Annotated in this window: 15 protein-coding genes; 7 read left to right on the top strand and 8 right to left on the bottom strand. The window is 42.2% G+C overall.

The window, feature by feature from the left end:
- The first annotated feature begins 36 nt into the window (after positions 1 to 36).
- A complete protein-coding gene (locus gpAD87_RS08030) occupies positions 37 to 1149 on the top strand; it encodes a helix-turn-helix domain-containing protein (RefSeq protein ID WP_064637357.1) in 1113 nt (370 codons plus the stop codon).
- 15 nt (positions 1150 to 1164) lie between these two features.
- The gene (locus gpAD87_RS08025) at positions 1165 to 2088 is read left to right on the top strand and encodes an alpha/beta hydrolase family protein (protein WP_064637355.1); all 924 of its coding nucleotides are present in this window, start codon (positions 1165 to 1167) and stop codon (positions 2086 to 2088) included.
- A gap of 17 nt (positions 2089 to 2105) precedes the next feature.
- Here gpAD87_RS08025 and gpAD87_RS08020 read toward each other — a convergent pair whose 3' ends face one another.
- Positions 2106 to 2987: a phosphotransferase family protein gene (locus gpAD87_RS08020; protein ID WP_064637353.1), complete on the bottom strand. Its 882-nt coding sequence runs from the start codon at positions 2985 to 2987 to the stop codon at positions 2106 to 2108.
- Positions 2988 to 3145: 158 nt separating this feature from the next.
- Complete coding sequence (locus tag gpAD87_RS08015) at positions 3146 to 4018, bottom strand: LysR family transcriptional regulator (RefSeq protein ID WP_064637351.1); 873 nt, start codon at positions 4016 to 4018, stop codon at positions 3146 to 3148.
- Positions 4019 to 4129: 111 nt separating this feature from the next.
- Between gpAD87_RS08015 and dapA the strand changes: the two genes are divergently transcribed.
- Positions 4130 to 5026: a 4-hydroxy-tetrahydrodipicolinate synthase gene (gene dapA / locus gpAD87_RS08010; protein ID WP_064637349.1), complete on the top strand. Its 897-nt coding sequence runs from the start codon at positions 4130 to 4132 to the stop codon at positions 5024 to 5026.
- A gap of 185 nt (positions 5027 to 5211) precedes the next feature.
- Positions 5212 to 6362, top strand: a protein-coding gene (locus gpAD87_RS08000) for an IS3 family transposase (protein ID WP_157258429.1) whose coding sequence is annotated in 2 segments (ribosomal slippage) — positions 5212 to 5473 and positions 5473 to 6362 — 1152 coding nt in all. Because the reading frame shifts where the segments join, the coding sequence is not laid out codon by codon here.
- A gap of 146 nt (positions 6363 to 6508) precedes the next feature.
- On the opposite strand, the gene gpAD87_RS07995 is transcribed toward gpAD87_RS08000, so the two are convergent.
- The 6 genes from gpAD87_RS07995 to gpAD87_RS07970 all read right to left on the bottom strand — a co-directional run bounded on the left by gpAD87_RS07995 (position 6509) and on the right by gpAD87_RS07970 (position 13869).
- Positions 6509 to 7723 (bottom strand): GNAT family N-acetyltransferase, encoded by a 1215-nt coding sequence (locus gpAD87_RS07995; protein ID WP_064637344.1) that lies wholly within the window; start codon positions 7721 to 7723, stop codon positions 6509 to 6511.
- 86 nt (positions 7724 to 7809) lie between these two features.
- On the bottom strand, positions 7810 to 8985 hold the full coding sequence (locus gpAD87_RS07990; protein ID WP_064637342.1) for an FAD-dependent oxidoreductase: 1176 nt from the start codon (positions 8983 to 8985) through the stop codon (positions 7810 to 7812).
- Between the two features lie 499 nt (positions 8986 to 9484).
- Entirely contained in the window at positions 9485 to 9760 is a 276-nt protein-coding gene (locus tag gpAD87_RS07985) for a barstar family protein (RefSeq protein WP_064637340.1), read from the bottom strand.
- Positions 9761 to 9775: 15 nt separating this feature from the next.
- A complete protein-coding gene (locus gpAD87_RS07980) occupies positions 9776 to 10213 on the bottom strand; it encodes a ribonuclease (protein ID WP_064637338.1) in 438 nt (145 codons plus the stop codon).
- A gap of 159 nt (positions 10214 to 10372) precedes the next feature.
- The gene (locus tag gpAD87_RS07975) at positions 10373 to 12952 is read right to left on the bottom strand and encodes a glycosyl hydrolase (protein WP_064637335.1); all 2580 of its coding nucleotides are present in this window, start codon (positions 12950 to 12952) and stop codon (positions 10373 to 10375) included.
- A gap of 179 nt (positions 12953 to 13131) precedes the next feature.
- Positions 13132 to 13869 carry an SDR family NAD(P)-dependent oxidoreductase gene (locus gpAD87_RS07970; protein WP_063562730.1) on the bottom strand — a complete coding sequence of 246 codons (738 nt, stop codon included), beginning with the start codon at positions 13867 to 13869 and terminating at the stop codon, positions 13132 to 13134.
- Positions 13870 to 14046: 177 nt separating this feature from the next.
- Between gpAD87_RS07970 and gpAD87_RS07965 the strand changes: the two genes are divergently transcribed.
- The 3 genes from gpAD87_RS07965 to gpAD87_RS07955 all read left to right on the top strand — a co-directional run bounded on the left by gpAD87_RS07965 (position 14047) and on the right by gpAD87_RS07955 (position 17899).
- Positions 14047 to 14652: a TetR/AcrR family transcriptional regulator gene (locus gpAD87_RS07965; protein WP_063562731.1), complete on the top strand. Its 606-nt coding sequence runs from the start codon at positions 14047 to 14049 to the stop codon at positions 14650 to 14652.
- A gap of 278 nt (positions 14653 to 14930) precedes the next feature.
- The gene (locus gpAD87_RS07960) at positions 14931 to 15551 is read left to right on the top strand and encodes a TetR/AcrR family transcriptional regulator (RefSeq protein ID WP_064637333.1); all 621 of its coding nucleotides are present in this window, start codon (positions 14931 to 14933) and stop codon (positions 15549 to 15551) included.
- Positions 15552 to 15598: 47 nt separating this feature from the next.
- On the top strand, positions 15599 to 17899 hold the full coding sequence (locus tag gpAD87_RS07955) for an MMPL family transporter (protein ID WP_064637331.1): 2301 nt from the start codon (positions 15599 to 15601) through the stop codon (positions 17897 to 17899).
- The last annotated feature ends 48 nt before the right edge of the window (positions 17900 to 17947 follow it).

The raw sequence follows: 17947 nt of genomic DNA, 5'->3' as shown, positions 1-17947 counted from the left end.
TTATAAACCGTATAATCATAAGCAGAGGTGACGTTGATGAACGAAATTAATTTAGCATCGATCCTTGTAGCAAAACGCAGAGAAAAAGGACTAACACAGGATGCGGTTGCTGCATTTATCGGTGTTTCCAAAGCGTCTGTTTCCAAGTGGGAAACGGGACAAAGCTATCCTGACATCACATTTCTGCCACGGCTTGCGGCCTATTTTAACATTAGCATTGATGAATTGATGGGTTATTCCCCGCAAATGGAGCAGTCGGACATCGCAAAGCTTTACACCCGACTGGCCAATGATTTTGCTGCCCTTCCTTTTGATGAGGTAATCGCTGAATGTACGGCGATCATCAAAAAATATTACGCCTGCTTTCCGCTTTTATTGCAAATGGTTAAGCTGTACACAAATCACTTCACGCTGGCGAGAACACAAGAGCAAAAAGAGACTCTTCTTAACGAAAGCGTGACCCTGTGTGAACGGATTCAGGGCGAAAGTGGCGATATGCACCTTTCCAACGATGCGATTTTGTATCAGTCGGTTTGTCATCTTGCGTTAAGGAGCCCTCACCCGGTCTTAGATTTACTTGGGGAGACTGTCCGGCCCATGATGCCAAAGGGCGTGTTAATTTCACAGGCATATCAGCTTATGGGCAACATCGGCAAAGCCAAAGAAACCTTACAAGCTGAACTGTATCAGCACGTAATGGCAGTCTTTCAAGGGCTACTGAACGTCCTACAACTAAATATTAATAATATCGAAAAAGCCGAAGCAGCTTTTATGAGAGCGTCAGATTTTGCACGGATTTTTGATATGAAACGGCTGAATCCAAACAATGTCGTTCTGCTTTACGCACTAGGCGCTCATCTATATTGCGTGAACAAATCACCCGAAAAATCGATTGAACTCCTTAAAAACTATGTGGATACCTGCGTGGAAGGATTCTTTCCTTTTGAGCTCCGTGGAGATTCCTTTTTTGATCTGATTGATCCGTGGCTGAAAGATTTCGACGTCTCCGCCCCACGCAGCGAGCAGGTTATAAAGAACAGCATGATGAGGGATGTTCTGATGAATCCAGCGTTCGATCCTTTACGTGAAGTTCCCGAATATCAACGACTAGTTCAGAAAATGAATCATTTTTTAGAAGAAACATGTTAATTGGAGGTTATCGGAATGAACGAAAAACTAATCATTGGCAAAGGAACGAAATATCCTCTAAATGGAATTTTGTCACTGCCGGAGGATTGCTCATCAAAAGTTCCGGCAGTAGTACTAGTACATGGCTCTGGGCCTGCGGATATGGATGAAAAGGTGGGGAATAACTTCCCTTTTAAAGACCTCGCAGAAGGGTTGTCAGACAAAGGAATCGCCGCTCTGCGATATGACAAAAGAACATTCGTCTATGGAAAAGAAATGAAAAACGATACCGGCTTATCCGTTAAAGAAGAAACGATTGAAGATGCTATCCTCGCAGCAGATTTATTGCGCAAAGATCCACGTATTGATACCAACCAAATATTCATTATAGGTCATAGTTTAGGCGGGATGTTAGCTCCACGAATTGATGCAGAAGGTGGACATTTTGCTGGGATCATTATTATGGGTGGGTCTCCACGCAAGTTAGAAGAGATTCTAATGGATCAAAACAACGATGTTTTAGACTCATTGAATATGTTTTTGAAAATGATTGCGAAGAAACAAATAGCAGCACTATCAGCTAAGTTTGATAAAATTTATAAATTCAGTGATGAAGAAGCGAAATCAACTGTGCTTTTGGGGAAATATTCTAGAGCCTTCTACTTCAAAGAGATGGGAGAACATCCCTCCATTAATTACCTTAACGTATTAGATAAACCCGTACTCATTTTGCAAGGAGATCAAGATTTCCATGTATCCGTAGACAGAGATTTTCAGGTTTACAAAGACCTATTGGGTGAAAAACCAAACGTAACGTTTAAACTTTATCCCAACTTAAATCATTTATTTATGCCAGCTGTTTATGGAGAAATATTAAAAATGAAAAAAGAGTACAAAGTTGCACAACATGTAGATAAGAACGTGATCAATGACATTTCCGAATGGATTCATTCAATTTAGGAAAAAGCCATCAATAATCAGTAACTGACTGATTTCTTCAATACTTCTATACTTTCCTGAAGGAACGATTGATTTCTTTCAACTCCTCTGTTTTCACACCAAACAACGGCACTGAAAGCATCATAGAAATTATAAAACGGCAATACGATTTCGAGATTTAACATGTTCCGAATGGTTTGATAACCTTCGAAGTACGGGGACTTCGTTCTCGGGTTTACTTCCCAAATATATCTATTGATTTTAGTAAAGTCTATTTCAGAGGAGCCACCCCGAGCACTCTCAAAATCAATAATGCCAGTAACCTTGTTCCCATTCACCAATATATTGCCAGGTCGAAAATCCATATGTACAAAACAGGGTCCGTCAGGATCAGGTAAAGCAGAGAACACGCCATCAAAATGAAGAATACATTGTTCATACAATGCTGGTTCGAGGAGCTCTTTGCAGGGCTCTTTCCACTTTTCAAAATTGTTTTTGATATGTAGTCGCCAATTATTTTGGTCAAGAATATTAAACCCATCAGTTGAATGGTAACCGTATCCTGGAGTTTTCACCTCATGGAGCATTGCATGATATACCCCCATTTGAAAAGATAGCTTTTCATCCATATTTTCTGTACAAGGCACCCCTTGAATTGCAGAGAGAAGCAATGCTCCAGTATTACTTTCATCCCCATACCAAATGTCCAATACCTTAGGAACAGGTATGACGTCCTTCAATATTTCAAGCATCTGAAATTCGCGAAATAGCTTATCCTTGTTATATGGAATCTTAACATATACGTCTTCTCCACTAAGAAGAGTAAGTTTATATACATCAGAACTAAATGATTCCGGAACATTTTCAATATTCAAGACATTCAATTTCAGCTTTTCTATAACGTTTAGAATGGAACTCATGTGGCACCTCCTTTATTTGCGTTCTAATATAAATCAGCGAGCCCTTTTGATGTGGCTCGCTGATTTTATGGGCTCTTATATTAACATATTTATCCTGGAGTTGGCTAAAGAAATTACAGAAAAAGCGGATATAATGCTGCTAAACAGCGATCAATTCTTTACTTTTTCAAGCTTTCCATAAAATCGTGCAGTGCGTTGGATACCCACTTCTTCGGATGAAGAACGAGTTGAATTTCGAGTTGAAGCTCTGCATGTTCAAGGGGTAAGGCTTTCAGCTCCCCCCGCTCGATTTCCTCCATTACAGCCATTTGCGGCAGAATCGAAATACCCTCACCTGACTTAATACTTCTTTTGATCGCTTCCGGATTGCCAAGTTCCAGACCGATCCGATAAGGGATTGAATTTGCGCGAAGCACTCTTTCAAGCAGCTGCCTGTAATTACAGGTATCTTCCGGCATGATCCATTCCATATCCTTTAGATGATTCAATTCAATCTTCGTTTTGGCGATCAGCGGATGCTGCGGATGGACGATCAGCAAAAGCGGTTCTTGGCGAATGGTAATCCACTGCAAAGCCGGATCGCTCGAATCATCTGCAAGAATAAGTCCGATATCGGCTTCACCTTCCCTGACCTGATGCAAAATCAGCCCTTCACGATTCGTATGCAGTCGTATGTTCAGATCCGGGTATTCCTTACGGGTGGCTTGCATATATGGAGGTAAAAAGTAAGAAGCGATAGAGTCCATCGTACCGATCGTTAAGGAGCCACCACCCTGCTTCGCCATTTTTTCCTTGGACTGCTCAAACAATTCCAACATCTGTCCGGCAAGCTTGAACAGCTCTTCCCCGGCAGAAGTCAGACGAATCTTGTTATTGCTATAGCGTTCAAACAGTTTGACTTGATATGCTTTTTCCAGCTTCTGAATTTGCGTAGTAACACTGGATTGTGCATAACCCAGCACCTCTGCGGCTCTGGTGAAGCTCTCGCGAATTGCGACTTCTCTGAACGTCTGAAGATAGATTAAATCCAACTTGCTCACCTCATCGAAAATATTGATGACAACTATCATTTGTTATAGGTAACTGTGATGCTGGTTCCTATGTTACATTAGTTTCAATATAACGGGAAGAGGTAGTTGATTATGATGAACGAACAACATGTTCAAGGAATTTATATACCGGTAATTGCCCCTTTTTCGGATGACCACAAACTCGACATTGAATCGTATCGCAAATATGTTACCCATCTTGCCAAACACGACATTCAGGGATTGGTCGTAAACGGCACGACAGGAGAATCTCCGACTGTCTCCTGGGATGAAGTAAAGCAGATGGTGGAAGTAACGAAAGAGATTTTGATAAGTCTGAACAAAACCATCCCCCTCGTCGTGGGAACAGGAACGAATGACACCTATTCGACGGTTCATCGGACCGAAATGGCCGCTGAATTGGGAGCAGATGCTGCTCTGGTGGTCACTCCTTACTACAACAGACCGACGCAAGAAGGAATTCTAGAGCATTTTTCAAACGCGTCCCGGACAGGATTGCCGATTCTAGTCTATGAGATTCCGGCTCGAACCGGTAGTCGCATGACCTTGGATACAATGAGAAAAGTCATGGATCTGGATGGGGTTATTGGCCTGAAGGACAGCACTGGCGGTTTGGATCTGCTGCTGGCGCTAACCCAATATGAGACGAAGCCTGTACTTTGCGGCGAGGATGCGTATTTCCATGCGATGCTATGTCAAGGTGCCGCAGGCGGGATGGTGGCCTCTGCCAATATTCATACCCAGCGGTATGTGGACGTGTATCAACGCTTTGTATCTGGTGACGTGAATGCATCAAGAGACAGCTTTAAGCAGCTGCAACCGCTGATTAGTGACGTGTTTGCAGAGCCTGCTCCAGCCTCGATCAAATGGTGGCTGGCTCAGCAACAGCTGATTGCTTCTGCAAAACTGCGTCTGCCGCTGACTGCCGCATCGGAAAAAGCAAAACAAAGGTTGTCGGATACACTCGCAGAGATGGTCGTATCTTCTTAAACAAGCGCATATCTTGCTACGATTTATGTATATATCCAGTCTGATTTATTGAGACATCATGGAATGAAAATCAAAAAACAACCAGTATGGATAACATCTATGGTATTATCCCCTCAAGGTAGACAGTGAAAAAAGAGGTCATGTTAAAATGAACTCAACACTGAAAACCGGAGGGGATTTTTGCTATGCCAGCTAAAAAAGGCCAAACCTTTAATCAATATAGTGAAGAAACGAAGAAAGAGGCTGTTCGTCTGCGATTGGAAGAAGGTTGGACATACAGTCGGATCATGGAGAAGTTTGGTATTAAGAGTGAGAGCCAGATTATTACTTGGGTACGGAAAAGCCATAATGGAGAGAGTTTTGAGGATTATCGAGGACGTTGGACGAAGAAACATTTTAGCACTGCAGAAGAAGAAAATGCTTATCTGAAAGCGCAGGTAGAATATCTAAAAAAGCTCAATCCGAATTTGCACGGAGAGGGAAGCTGGATTTCGAAACCCGGTGCCAGTCCGTTCGAGAAATAAGCAAGTGGGCACCTGTGGTTTGGTTGTGTAAAATTGCTGAAATTTCTCGTGCAGGTTACTACAAATGGAAGAAGAATATCGTCCTCAGAGAGAAACGAGCAGATCGGGATGCGGATCTAAAAGCACATATTTTAGGCATTCACCGGCTTCGTCCTTATTTTGGCTACAAACGTATGCGAACCGCGTTAGGAAAGGAAGGCCTCGTGGTGAATCACAAAAAGGTACGCCGCTTAATGAGAGAACTCCAGATTCGTTCCGTGATTCGTAAGAAACGTCCATTTGCTGGCCGGAAACCGTCCGTTCTTTTCCGTAATGTCTTAAATAGAGAATTCTCGGCGGCAGCTCCTCTGCAGAAGCTCGTGACGGATATTACGTATGTCCGGATTGGGCATGATTTTGCTTATCTCTCGGTTGTGATGGATCTATACAACAACGAGATTGTAGCTTGGGAACTATCCGAGCGAAATGACTTAAAACTCGTTATGGACACGGTGAAGAAACTAAAATGTGGACCTACCTTGCTCCATTCCGACCAGGGGTTCCAGTATACAACACAGAGCTATGCCAAGTTGCTTGAAGAGAAGAAGCTAACAGGAAGCCATTCTCGGCGTGGGAACTGCTATGACAATGCATGTATTGAGTCGTTCTTCTCCCACTTAAAGACAGAGAAGTTGTATTTGGAGAAGCCTCAGAATCTGGAGCAAGCAAGGAACCGAATTACAGAGTATATTTTGTTTTACAACAAGGAACGTTTCCAAAACAAACTCGGCGACCTCTCCCCGATTGAATTCAGGGAAAAAGTCGCCGCTTAATGGAATTTCTCTTTTTTTATTGTCTACTTGACGGGGCTATGACCATCTATACTGGTTGTTTTAATTTTAAACAGAGGTCTCCAGACGGAGAACGAGATATTGCCAATTCATCATTCATCAGGGAATGCTGATCACTACTTTGAATATTAAAAGTAATCCGAAAAGTAAGGTGCCTGCTGCTCAATAGCATCTTCTAACAAATCAAGCGTTTCTGGATCACATTTAATCCGGCCAATCTTATGCAAATACTCAGGACGCTTATAGCCTAACAACATGGTCGTCATGGTTTGGATACTTATGCTATCTTCACTACGTCGATTTTGACTCCGAATTACTCTTCCGCTTCCATTCGGTTCAATCTGTAGAGTAAATGTTCCTTGATTCCATGACAGCAACGGATCTTGCAAAGTAAAGGTCCACTCTCTATCCATCGCTGCGGGTTTGAACGGATATTTTGAGATAAATTGCTCAATGTCCACGATCCGTGCCATAAAGTAAGGCGAAATGGTTTCTTTAATATCCGCATCTTCCAGCAAAAAGGCAAGCTGTTCATCGGTATGAATATTGCCTACAACTTTAGATATCATTGAAAAATGCGCACTAATGAAATTCCACAGTCCACTTCGTGCCTCTTCATGAATGAAGATCATATCTTTGACGTGGAACACTTCTTCTTCAATCCAATATAAAATGTAGCCATCCGGTTGACCGTCTTCTCCATAATAGACAGCTGCAGTTAAATCATCTGAATCCCATCGCCAATACTCACTCCACGCAAGTTCTTTCCGCAGCATGGCTCCATGGGTTTGCATTGAAAAGCGTTCATAAGCCACCTTCACATCTTCGCTGTCGGGTTCTACACGTGCCACATCGCCAGAAACAGGTTTGTTTTTGGGTAATTGGAAGTCTTGAACCTCAAACACGATTTTATCAGAAATGATCTCCCATCCTTTACGGCGATAATACGGTATGGAGTAAGGATACAAGTACGAAATGGATTGTTTCTGTTCACGCATGTTGGTGAGAGCTTGCAGCAGCAGTTTATTCATTAAGCCTTGACCCGAATATTCCGGAAAAGTCCCCACACCAGTGACGCCACCCATAGCATATGTTTCGTTAAATATCCGAACTTCAAATGGATATATGGATACCTGAGAAATCAGTTTTTCTCCATCGAACCATCCAAGTACATCTGCTTGTTGTAAGACTGGTGATTTTTCATGGAGAATTTCGCTTTCTTTCCAGCCATGTTTGTGAAGATCATTATGAGTAACCTGAAATACATAGCGTAACAGTTGACTATATTGTTCTAAATGTGATAAATCTACTTTTTTCATTTTTAAATTTTGCTTACGATGCATGCCAGTTATTCTCCCTTGGTTTTAAATTATATTATTTACCAATTGCTGCAGAATAATGCTGGCGCTGATCTAGATCAAGATAATTATTAAGATCTTGTTTTTACCTCTCTAAGTTTCCCTGTCGAATCTCTAAGGATAATATCCAGAAACTTATGCGCTGCATTATGTGAGAAGCTGAGCTTAAGATTCATATCTGACTCCAGTGTTGCTTTAGAGCTATATGCAAACATTTTTTTCTCGTAGTGCTCTAAAGCCGTTTTTAGATCGCTGTGATTAGCAAGGGATAAGCCTAACTCAGCTGCATCAAGCATGGCAATATTCGCTCCTTTTCCTGCAAATGGAGACATTAAATGCGCAGAATCTCCTATGAGAGTGACCCCGTCCTTATGCGTCCAGCTGTGGTCGATTGGCAACATATAGATTCTACGAGGCAACATCTCGCCATCAGCATAACGAATATAATTTTTCAAGTCATCACTCCAATCGGATAATAATTGGAGCAGAGATTCTTTTGCCATTGTTGGTTGTTCAAAGTTAATACCGCAATGATCCAACCATTCTTTTTCAATCTTGAAAGCCAAATAAGCTCGGATGCGGCCATCACCATTAAGCTGAGCCATAATCGCTTTTTGATCTTGGAATGCAAACATACTCCCTTTCCCGTTGAAATCGGCTAAATCCGGATGATTTTCATCAACATTTGATATCCCCATCTCAACCGCGCTTATTCCCGTATAGATCGGCTGCACATCCGAGAGAAACTCACGAACTTTTGAAAAGGCACCGTCAGCACCAACAACAAGATCTGCAACTTCTGTATGCTCATTCTCAAATTGCAACTCAAGCTGACCGTTGTCTAGTGAATTTATACTTTTTAGGTGATGGCCCCATTTTATTGTGTTTGGTTCAATAGAATCCAATAACAATTTGCGAAGTACGCCACGATCTATCTCAGGTCTATGGTTATCTTCGGGACCTGAGATCTCGTCCCAATAGACTTTTCCGGTTTTATCCAGAAGCCGTAAGTCCTGGCCTTCATAACGAGCATTCACTTCGAATTCTTTTATCAGTCCAGCTACCTCCAATGCATATTGACCTGACTCAGGATGCATATCAAGTGTGCCACCTTGTTGACGAGAGTTGGAGGATGGTTCACGCTCATATACAGTAGCTTTCATTCCATTTTGCTGCAGAATTCGAGCAAGCGTTAATCCGGAAGGACCTCCACCAATGATAGCAATACGGGCATTTTTTTTTGACATACGAAAATCTCCCTTCAATCATATTAATAGTTAAGATAAATAAAATGCCGTCAAACGTATTATTATTTACCTGTAAACAATAATAATTGATAAAGATTATCATTGTCAAATGTTAACGTGATAATGTCTATATCTTAGAATACTAACGTTTGTTTGAAAAAGTCATGCTAGGATTAAGCGAAACGGGCCATTTTGTCTACACATTCGACCTGAAGCTGATAAAATTATCGCTTTGGTTCCTTTATCCTATTTAAATGCTAATCATGTGCTCATAAAATATTTCAAATTAGAATCTATTTTATTGTAAACCTGTTAACTAAATACCAAGAACGAAAATGCTATTCACAATCCGTTTAAAAAACGTTATGTCTTCTGCTTATAAAAAATCCAGACATGTGTTGATCTTCTCATTTGGGACAAGATTTCGTACCAACAAAACAAAAAAGCCGCTAAAATAGCGACTTTTGATGGGTCCATCTTATTGCCTCGCACCAAGTAATTAATTTTTTAAGTCCAATGTAAATCCTTCCAGCTCTTCTTCAGCTTCATGCATCAGATCCAACAACTGATCTGCGTACTCTCCAAGAGACTTCCGACTTGCCTCAAAATCAATCCACTGAATGGTAAGTGGCATAGGGAGAAATCCAGTCAGGCAATCCCATAATGCGTCCAAATTCCGCCCATACGTTTGACCTAATTCAAGACTGGTCTGAAGGACATCATGTAATTCTTCTTTTCCATGAATGTCCTTTCCATAGATGACTACTGTCTTCATATGATCACCCTTTCTCTATTCGATTTGCTCGAACGTACGATAATGATCGGTTGTTCTATAGATTAATCCATCATTGGAGTACAAAATCCGATCACTCCCCCGCGTTCCTCCCGAATAGTTAATATCTGCTTCGTACCAAGTCCTTCCTTTTTTCTTGGGCAACAGCCCTTCTCGATTTTGAAATACGTCACCGCCAATGCTTTTGCCTGGAGCCACTTTTTCCAAATTACCTTTGCTAGGCTCCCACCCTAATTCTCTGGCCTCTTTCTTGGTTATATAATTTTCCGGGAGTTCATTATGCTCCGAAATATACTTGGCTACTTCATCAAATTGCGTTAGAGTTGCATTCTCTTGAGATGAGCCATTTAATGAAACCGTTTCGAGTGAGCAGCCTGTAAACAGGATGGTCGCCAGAATAAAAAGTAAAGCACCTAACCACTTTTTTACAACCATTGATTTTGATCTCCTTCTGAAAAATTAGCATCCTCCCTATCATAACATGTTCCTTTCGTATACTCCTCTTTATATTCGTTTCTCGCGGCTTTCAGCCATCCCAACACAAAAAGGCTGAGTAGGGATATCCCTGCTCCAACCTTTATTATGCTTGCCTGCTTACGGCTCAATTCCCCAAACCAGTTGACCGTTGATATAGCCGGTAACCTGTTCATTGTTTGCGAACTGAGTACTCGATGCCTTAAACGAGTAATCGTTAGCCTGGTTGTAATTGGACCAGTTATTTTTGGAGAACCGTGCTTGAATTTCTGCGCTTTGTCCGGCATTAAGCGTTCCGGCAGAACTCGTAAAACCAACTTCCAAAACATAATCCGCTCCGGCAACTGGCGTTGCCAATTTAACGAATTTGCTGGTTACATTTGCACTTCCGATACTGGCCCAGTCAGACCAAAAACTCTGTGCTTCTTCCCCGTCGATCGTATAGTAATACCGGAGCTTTACATCACTTAACTGAATCGCCGAATTACCGGTATTGACCACTTTGAATTTAGGTGAGATTCCGTTGGTGGACGCACTTATATTGCCGTTAAAGGCTTGGATCGTCAAATTCCCAGAGGGTACAGAAATACTGCTATCCACTACGTTTACTGTAAGAACAGCGTTATTTCCTCCGTTAAAATGAAACGTTATCGTATTTTGGCTTAGCGGCAGCGTGGAAAGGTAGGATTTGCGCAGAACGATGGCATTGCTTGATGCCGTATAATCCTGGCCCGATACAAGCGTATAATTTCCATTCGTTATGCTTGTAAGCTGTCTTCCGTTTAAAGTAAGAGTCAAGGAAACATCCTGTGCTAGATTCGCTGCTTTATCAAATGTTGCATTCACGGGCGAAATCACAGCGCTTGTGCTTGGTGTTGAATCAACAATTTTAACTTTTAATACAGGATCTTGCCCTTGATTAAAATCAAAAACGATGGAATGTTCGCCAACCGGCAGTCCGGCTAAGAATTCTTTTTTCAGCAGCAACGTACTTCCGCTTAACGTATAATCCTGATTTGCAGTCAATGCAGAGGTACCTATCCGTAGACCGGTTAACGTATTACCGTTAAAGTTCACGGTTATGGCTTTGTCGCTTGGATTGGGCGTGTGTTTGTCAAATTCAACGGTTGTAGGTGTGAGGGACGCGTTTGATGTTGGATTGTTAACCTTCAAATTAGGTAGTTCATCCAGTGTAATGACATAATCGCTTTGATAAAGCGTTTTCAGAGTTGCCGGATAATTAAAGGCTGAACTCATAAGATGTTCGCCATACCATGGGCAGAAGTAAAGCCATCCCGATTTTTCCTCTGTCAGATTCTGTACACTTGGGATGGTATCGTTCTCCGTCATGGCCACCATTTTCTTGCCGCCCGTTAAATCAACCAGTTGATAGAAGATCGAGGTAATGGCATCCTCATTCGGTACGCCGGACAACCCGTCAGTGCGGTTGTAGATCGTATTGTATTTATCATAACCGACAATATCTACCTGCTCGTCACCAGGGTACCATGCAGGAGAAGTGTTATATACGTAGCTGTTGTAAGTCCAAATCAAGTTGTGCAAACCGTATGTCTCTGTAAGTTCAGTGTAGAGCATATCCCACAGTTGTTTGTACACATCTGCACCTGCGGAAGCCCACCAGAACCAGGCGCCTTCTCCATTTAACCCACCGTTGCCCTCCGCCTCATGATAAGGACGGAAAAGAACGGGCACATTGTTATCTTGCAGAATCAACAGCTGTTCCGCCAGATCATCAATCGTACTCATTACGTATTGATATTCTTTCGTACCAGGAATTACGGCGTTGGCTGTATTAAAATTGGTTTCTGTTGGTTTATAAGTAGCCTCTTTCCAATCCACATGATCCCCAAGCTGGTAGGTCGTGAAATTTCGGGGCACATTGATATGCCAGGAAGCTGTCGCAATTCCATCCCTGTTATTCACCCAATCGATCATTCGATCGGTTGTGCCGTCTTCCCATCCGTAGAGCGGATTATAGTTCATAAAATCAAATCCGCGGATAGCCGGATACTTCCCGGTTAAATTATGAATCCAATCAAACTCCAACTCCGTATTGCCATCGTTTCCACCACCGTATATCTCCTGTTGACCTGAGATAATATGATTGCCATAAACCTCCGTTAAATAATTCATCAGAAGTTGTGTTTCCGGTGTGGCTTGGGAATCAGTAAGGACAGGCTGAACATCCAGGGGATCAAGATTGGCATAGTCCACAGTGAAGGTGTCAAAATAAGCGAAGCCCCAACCAGCCTTCAATTGAATCGTGTTACTTCCTTGATTCAGCTTCTGATAACCAAAATTGAAATCAGACCATGTTGTTGTGTATGGCAGCATATACGAGCCCTTGGTAACGCCATTAACGGATAAATATTGAAGTCTGCCGTCAGCACTTAGCTCCTGCATGTATCGGGTGGAAATTGCATACATGCCTGTTTCGGGGACAGTCACAGTGAAGGTTATCGTGCCGGAATTCTGCATCCAGACAAATCCACTTCCAGAAAATCCGGGCTTGGGTTGTCCGTAAATTTCTGTCGTCACTTGAAGATCGGAGGAAAGTAAAGCGTTTTCGCTTTCGATCGTAAAAAGTGGTGAATCTGCATGAACGGGTACTGTCATCAATCCAAGAAGCAGAGTCAATGCCAGCATTAATACGCCTTTCTTTTTGAGCAAAATCATCATCATCATCTTCCTTCCCATTTTAAAATATGATAAAGAATGATCCCTCTGTTTACTCATGATGGCGCTTTCATTGTAAACATAGCATATGTATCAAGTTTTGCAAATATATGGACGAAAAAAAGCCGCAATTTGCGGCTTTCACTATGTTCATCCATTCATTTTCGGCAAATTTACTCCTCTTATTGGGCGGTGTATCCACCATCCACGATTAGACTATTTCCTGTCATATAGGATGAATCGTCGCTAGCTAGGAACAGTACGGCTTTGGCCATTTCATCTGCTTGACCTAGCCGCTTCATTGGTGTTGCCGAAGAAAGAGCCTGTTTGCTCTCTTCTGGAATAATCGGTGTATCGATGAAGCCTGGGCAAAGTGCGTTCACCCTAATATTTTTCTCAGCATACTCCAGCGCGAGTGAACGAGTCAAATTCACAACGCCACCTTTTGCTGCATTGTAGGCTGCAGAACCAGGTGAACCAACCCATCCGTACATGGAAGCCGTGTTGACGATAGTCCCACCGCCAATTTTGAGCATTTCTCGGATCGCTTCACGCGCGACCAAGAATACGCCGTCCAGATCTACATTCACCGTATTGCGCCATTCAGCATATTCGAGCTCATGCGAAGGATGAACACGCCCGATTCCTGCATTGTTAAATACGATATCCACTTTACCGAAAACCTCTACGGTTTTTTTGAAAATCTCAGCAACCTCTTGTTCACTTGTGATGTTCGCTTTAATAAACAGAGCATCAGCTTTAAGCGCTTTCAGTTCTTGCTCAAACGCCTTACCTTTTTCTTCATTCAGGTCCACCAAAACCACTTTGGCTCCTTCTGAAACGAATAAGCGTGCTGTCGCTGCGCCGATTCCGGATGCCCCTCCCGTAATAATTGCCACTTTGTCTTGAAGTTTGCCCATGATTAAATCCTCCAGTATACTATTTTGAATAGCACCTATTTGCATATGTGCTATATGACGTTTACAAACATAATTGTATGCTTAAAATTGTAACAATCCAATCATTAAGATACGATGATATGTCTACTACATAGACACTTGGTGAAACAATGTCTATTTTTATAGGAGTTTTTATGTATGAATGATGAACAAATTATGAAATCTCAACAGCGCAATCGAACAGAAGAGCATCTTAAAAGCGCTCTGATCCAACTCATTAAGAAAAAAGGCTATCATGCCATCTCTGTCAAAGACATCGTTGATCAGGCAGGTTATAATCGCAGTACTTTTTACTTACACTACCAAGATAAATTCGTGCTCGCCGAAGAATTGTTGAATACGAAGCTCGAAGGTTTGAGACTCGCCGTAGGCAAACCATATTCGCATGGCCAAAAGGTCTACACCAACAAGCTTAATTTTGAATCCTTTCAAATCATCGATTATATCTATGAAAACCGAGACTTCTTCGAACTGATTCGATATGATGATACGTTACCTGGTCTGCATACAGGTTTTCCTCAGACAATCCTGAAAATCTATGAGGAGCAGTTTATCTTCGAGACGATCAACGATTCCCCTGTTAACATGGAGTATTTTAAGTACTATACGGCTTACGGTTTTTTTGGAATATTGAACAATTGGATATTAAGCGATTTTCGTGAATCACGTGATATGTTTATCAAGAACGTGATCGAACTATCAAAAACACATATTCATTCTTTTCATTATGTGGGGGACAATTAGTTAAATTTCATTTAGAGACAAAGAAGAGGAATCGTATCCTCCACTCTTTGTCTTTTTTTGTCTTTCCCCCTCTTTTTCTTATGGAATTTATTGAATGATTATTTCTCAATCTTCTTATCCATAAATTTGCCTCTTGAGTAAATTTGCACAATGAGCAAATTAAAGTTATGATAATTTCGAGTAAATACTAAGGAGTTGAGTGAATACCAAATGAAAACAATCTACTATCGAGAGAGTTATTTTCTCCAGAAGCATGCATGTGGAGGTGTACGCATCTGATGGCCAAGCAAACCCTGCGACATTTAAAAAAAGAAGCTACTGAAAAAGCGCTAGCGACTACAGCATTTGAACTAGCACTTGAACATGGGTTGGACGGTTTTGTTGTCGAAGATATCGTGCAAAAAGCCGGTTATTCCAGAAGAACTTTCGCAAACTATTTCACATGCAAGGAAGAAGCAGTAGCCATTGGAGCTACTTCAGTTAATAACACAACTGAGTTCGAGAATTTGATCACCAAAATTCCACCAAATGCCTCCTTGCTTGACATTTTGTATCAACTAATCCAGATGCAGCTTACAGCAGACCTTATAGGAAGATTGCGTGAACTCCTGTTGCTTTCCCAAAAATATCCTATTCTCGAACCGCATTTCCTTGGAGTAGTGCACCAAATGCAGACGACTGCTCAAGAGACATTATTAGACTTATCAAACGGGAATGATGACGAGGTATATACTTATCTACTTATTAACGCGGCCTACGGAACCATTCTTCCATTAATTGACGGAAGACTTAATGTGCTGTTACCAGGACAAAACATAAGTGACCACCAAAGAACAGGGGCTGTATCGTTCGATGAGTTTTTAGAAAACATGTTTGGTCATTTGCGCAAAGGATTCTAATACAGTAGCAATCCATATTCACCATAGAGGGAGTGTAAAACAAAGATATGTCTACATTATTATATAGAGTGGGGAAAACCGCTTTTCGCAAACCGGGGTACTTTATACTCGGATGGATTTTAATTTTAGGAATTGTCGTCTCGATGATCAGTGTGAATGGTGTGCATATCAGTTCTGAAATGAAGATTGAAGGCACAGAATCTCAAAAAGTTCTGGACCAGTTAGCCAAAGAATTACCTGCGGCCTCAGGTGGTCAAGGGAGTGTTGTGTTTGAAGCACCTCCAAACGAGCGTCTAGATACGCCAGAACGATTGGCAGCAATCACAAAGGGTGTTAATGATGTTTACGGGATAAAAGATGTGATCAACCCTGCAGATTATGCTGCTGAAGCCAGCGGCTCAACTGCTGAGATGGCTCAGGCTTCCAATACAGAGCAGTCTGCAACAGTGGCTGCTCCCTCCTATGGTCCTCTGATGGTGGATGGTGTTCCTGTGCCGGGTGTTCTTCTCTCTCCCGACGGCAGAATCGCTTTGTTCCAATTTCAGTTTACCATTGAGCAGTCTGCTATCACGCAGGATGTTTTTGACTCCGTAATAGATTCCGTCATGACTGTTGAGAAAGGAACCAATATTACTGTCCTACCAGGCGAAACACTAAAAACCGTATCCATCGGTGTAGGATCCGCCGAAATCGTTGGACTTGTTATTGCCGCGGTTGTTTTGCTGGCCACACTTGGGTCCGTTGTAGCGGCAGGACTGCCTCTTGTAACTGCACTTCTTGGTGTCGGCATCGGAGTGGGCGGAGCATTCTCCATTTCGAAATTCATTGAAATGCCTAGTGTCACTTCGGTTTTGGCTCTTATGGTTGGACTAGCAGTTGGAATCGATTACGCTCTATTCATTGTAAATCGTCAACGACGGATGATTATTGATCAACGTTTGAGTGCACAAGAAGCTGCTGCCAGAGCTATTGGTACATCGGGCAGTGCTGTATTTTTTGCAGGTTTGACGGTTATCGTAGCTCTATGCGGTATGCTAGTAATCGGTCTTACGTTCTTATCGACAATGGCGTTGGTAGCTGCTGCAACCGTGCTCATCAACGTATTCGTTGCCTTAACCCTTTTACCGGCGCTGCTCGGGTTGGTGGGTGAGCGTATCTGTTCGCCTAAAGCTCGTGAGAAAAGCGCAAAATCTAACAAAGCGGCTGGTCGTGGCGTAGCTGACAGATGGGTTAAATTCGTTATCAAGTATCGTTGGGCCACAATTGTCGCCATCATCGTACTTCTTGGTGTCGCATCAATTCCGATTACAAAAATGGAGATGGGCATTCCTGGAGCTGCTTCAGCGAATCTGGACACGGCTGCAAGACAAAGTTATGAAGCAATTTCCGAAGGCTTTGGAGAAGGCTTTAACGGACCACTTATTCTGGTCGCTGAGCCCAAGGATTCTTCAACGCAGGTCTCTCCCGAACTCGTAGGTAATCTTGTGAAAGAGCTTCAAAGTCAAAAGAATGTTGCGCAGGTTTCACCTTTAGGCATGACTGAGGATATGGCTATTTTTAGTCTGATTCCTGAAACTGGCCCTAATGATAAAACCACCAAAAACCTGGTAAATGATTTACGTTCTTCTGAGTCGAGTATTGCACAGACGTATGACGTTAAGCTTGGAGTTACCGGATTCACTGCCGTAAATATAGATATGTCGACCAAGCTGGCAGAGGTATTCCCTATATATGTAGGAATTATTATTCTGTTGTCCCTTATCATTCTACTCTTGGTATTTCGTTCAATCATCGTGCCAATCAAAGCAACCATCGGCTTTCTTCTTAGTATTCTTGCTACGTTCGGAATCACGACAGCTGTGTTTCAGTGGGGCTGGCTCCACTCTCTCTTCGGCTTCGATACAGGTGGTCCGCTGCTAAGCTTTATGCCGATCATTGTTACGGGTATCCTTTATGGACTCGCAATGGATTATCAGGTTTTCCTTGTTAGCTCCATGCGGGAATCGTATGTTCATGGTCATCGGGGGACTGAATCCGTCGTTCACGGGTACAAACAAGTGAGTCGTGTCGTAGTTGGAGCCGCTGTAATTATGGTTTCTGTTTTTGCAGGGTTTATTTTCACGGATGATGTCATGATCAAACAAATTGGATTTACGTTAGCTGTAGGAATCTTGATCGATGCCTTCATTATTCGAATGGGATTGGTCCCGGCCATCATGGCTATTTTCGGGAATAAAGCGTGGGCGCTTCCGAAATGGCTGGACCGTATTCTGCCGAACCTTGATGTCGAAGGCGAGAAACTGATTGCTTCACTCAATGCTAAAGATAACGAACATCATAAGTCTTGATGCGGCAAATTATTTAGATTTGAATTCCTTTGGATGAAAAATAAGAAA

Source organism: Paenibacillus sp. AD87, assembly GCF_001659845.1.
Classification (GTDB): domain Bacteria; phylum Bacillota; class Bacilli; order Paenibacillales; family Paenibacillaceae; genus Paenibacillus; species Paenibacillus marchantiae.
Note: the sequence above shows the minus strand (reverse complement) of the source record. Positions and strands in the feature narration are given on the sequence as shown.

Bases quoted from the DNA above. Each gene is read 5' to 3' on its own strand.
- gpAD87_RS08020 (WP_064637353.1), bottom strand. From the start codon at position 2,987: ATGAGTTCCATTCTAAACGTTATAGAAAAGCTGAAATTGAATGTCTTG.
- gpAD87_RS07980 (WP_064637338.1), bottom strand. From the start codon at position 10,213: ATGGTTGTAAAAAAGTGGTTAGGTGCTTTACTTTTTATTCTGGCGACC.
- gpAD87_RS07955 (WP_064637331.1), top strand. From the start codon at position 15,599: ATGTCTACATTATTATATAGAGTGGGGAAAACCGCTTTTCGCAAACCG.
- dapA (WP_064637349.1), top strand. From the start codon at position 4,130: ATGATGAACGAACAACATGTTCAAGGAATTTATATACCGGTAATTGCC.
- gpAD87_RS07985 (WP_064637340.1), bottom strand. From the start codon at position 9,760: ATGAAGACAGTAGTCATCTATGGAAAGGACATTCATGGAAAAGAAGAA.
- gpAD87_RS07970 (WP_063562730.1), bottom strand. From the start codon at position 13,869: ATGGGCAAACTTCAAGACAAAGTGGCAATTATTACGGGAGGGGCATCC.
- gpAD87_RS07995 (WP_064637344.1), bottom strand. From the start codon at position 7,723: ATGCATCGTAAGCAAAATTTAAAAATGAAAAAAGTAGATTTATCACAT.
- gpAD87_RS07975 (WP_064637335.1), bottom strand. From the start codon at position 12,952: ATGATGATTTTGCTCAAAAAGAAAGGCGTATTAATGCTGGCATTGACT.
- gpAD87_RS07990 (WP_064637342.1), bottom strand. From the start codon at position 8,985: ATGTCAAAAAAAAATGCCCGTATTGCTATCATTGGTGGAGGTCCTTCC.
- gpAD87_RS07960 (WP_064637333.1), top strand. From the start codon at position 14,931: ATGGCCAAGCAAACCCTGCGACATTTAAAAAAAGAAGCTACTGAAAAA.
- gpAD87_RS08025 (WP_064637355.1), top strand. From the start codon at position 1,165: ATGAACGAAAAACTAATCATTGGCAAAGGAACGAAATATCCTCTAAAT.
- gpAD87_RS08030 (WP_064637357.1), top strand. From the start codon at position 37: ATGAACGAAATTAATTTAGCATCGATCCTTGTAGCAAAACGCAGAGAA.
- gpAD87_RS07965 (WP_063562731.1), top strand. From the start codon at position 14,047: ATGAATGATGAACAAATTATGAAATCTCAACAGCGCAATCGAACAGAA.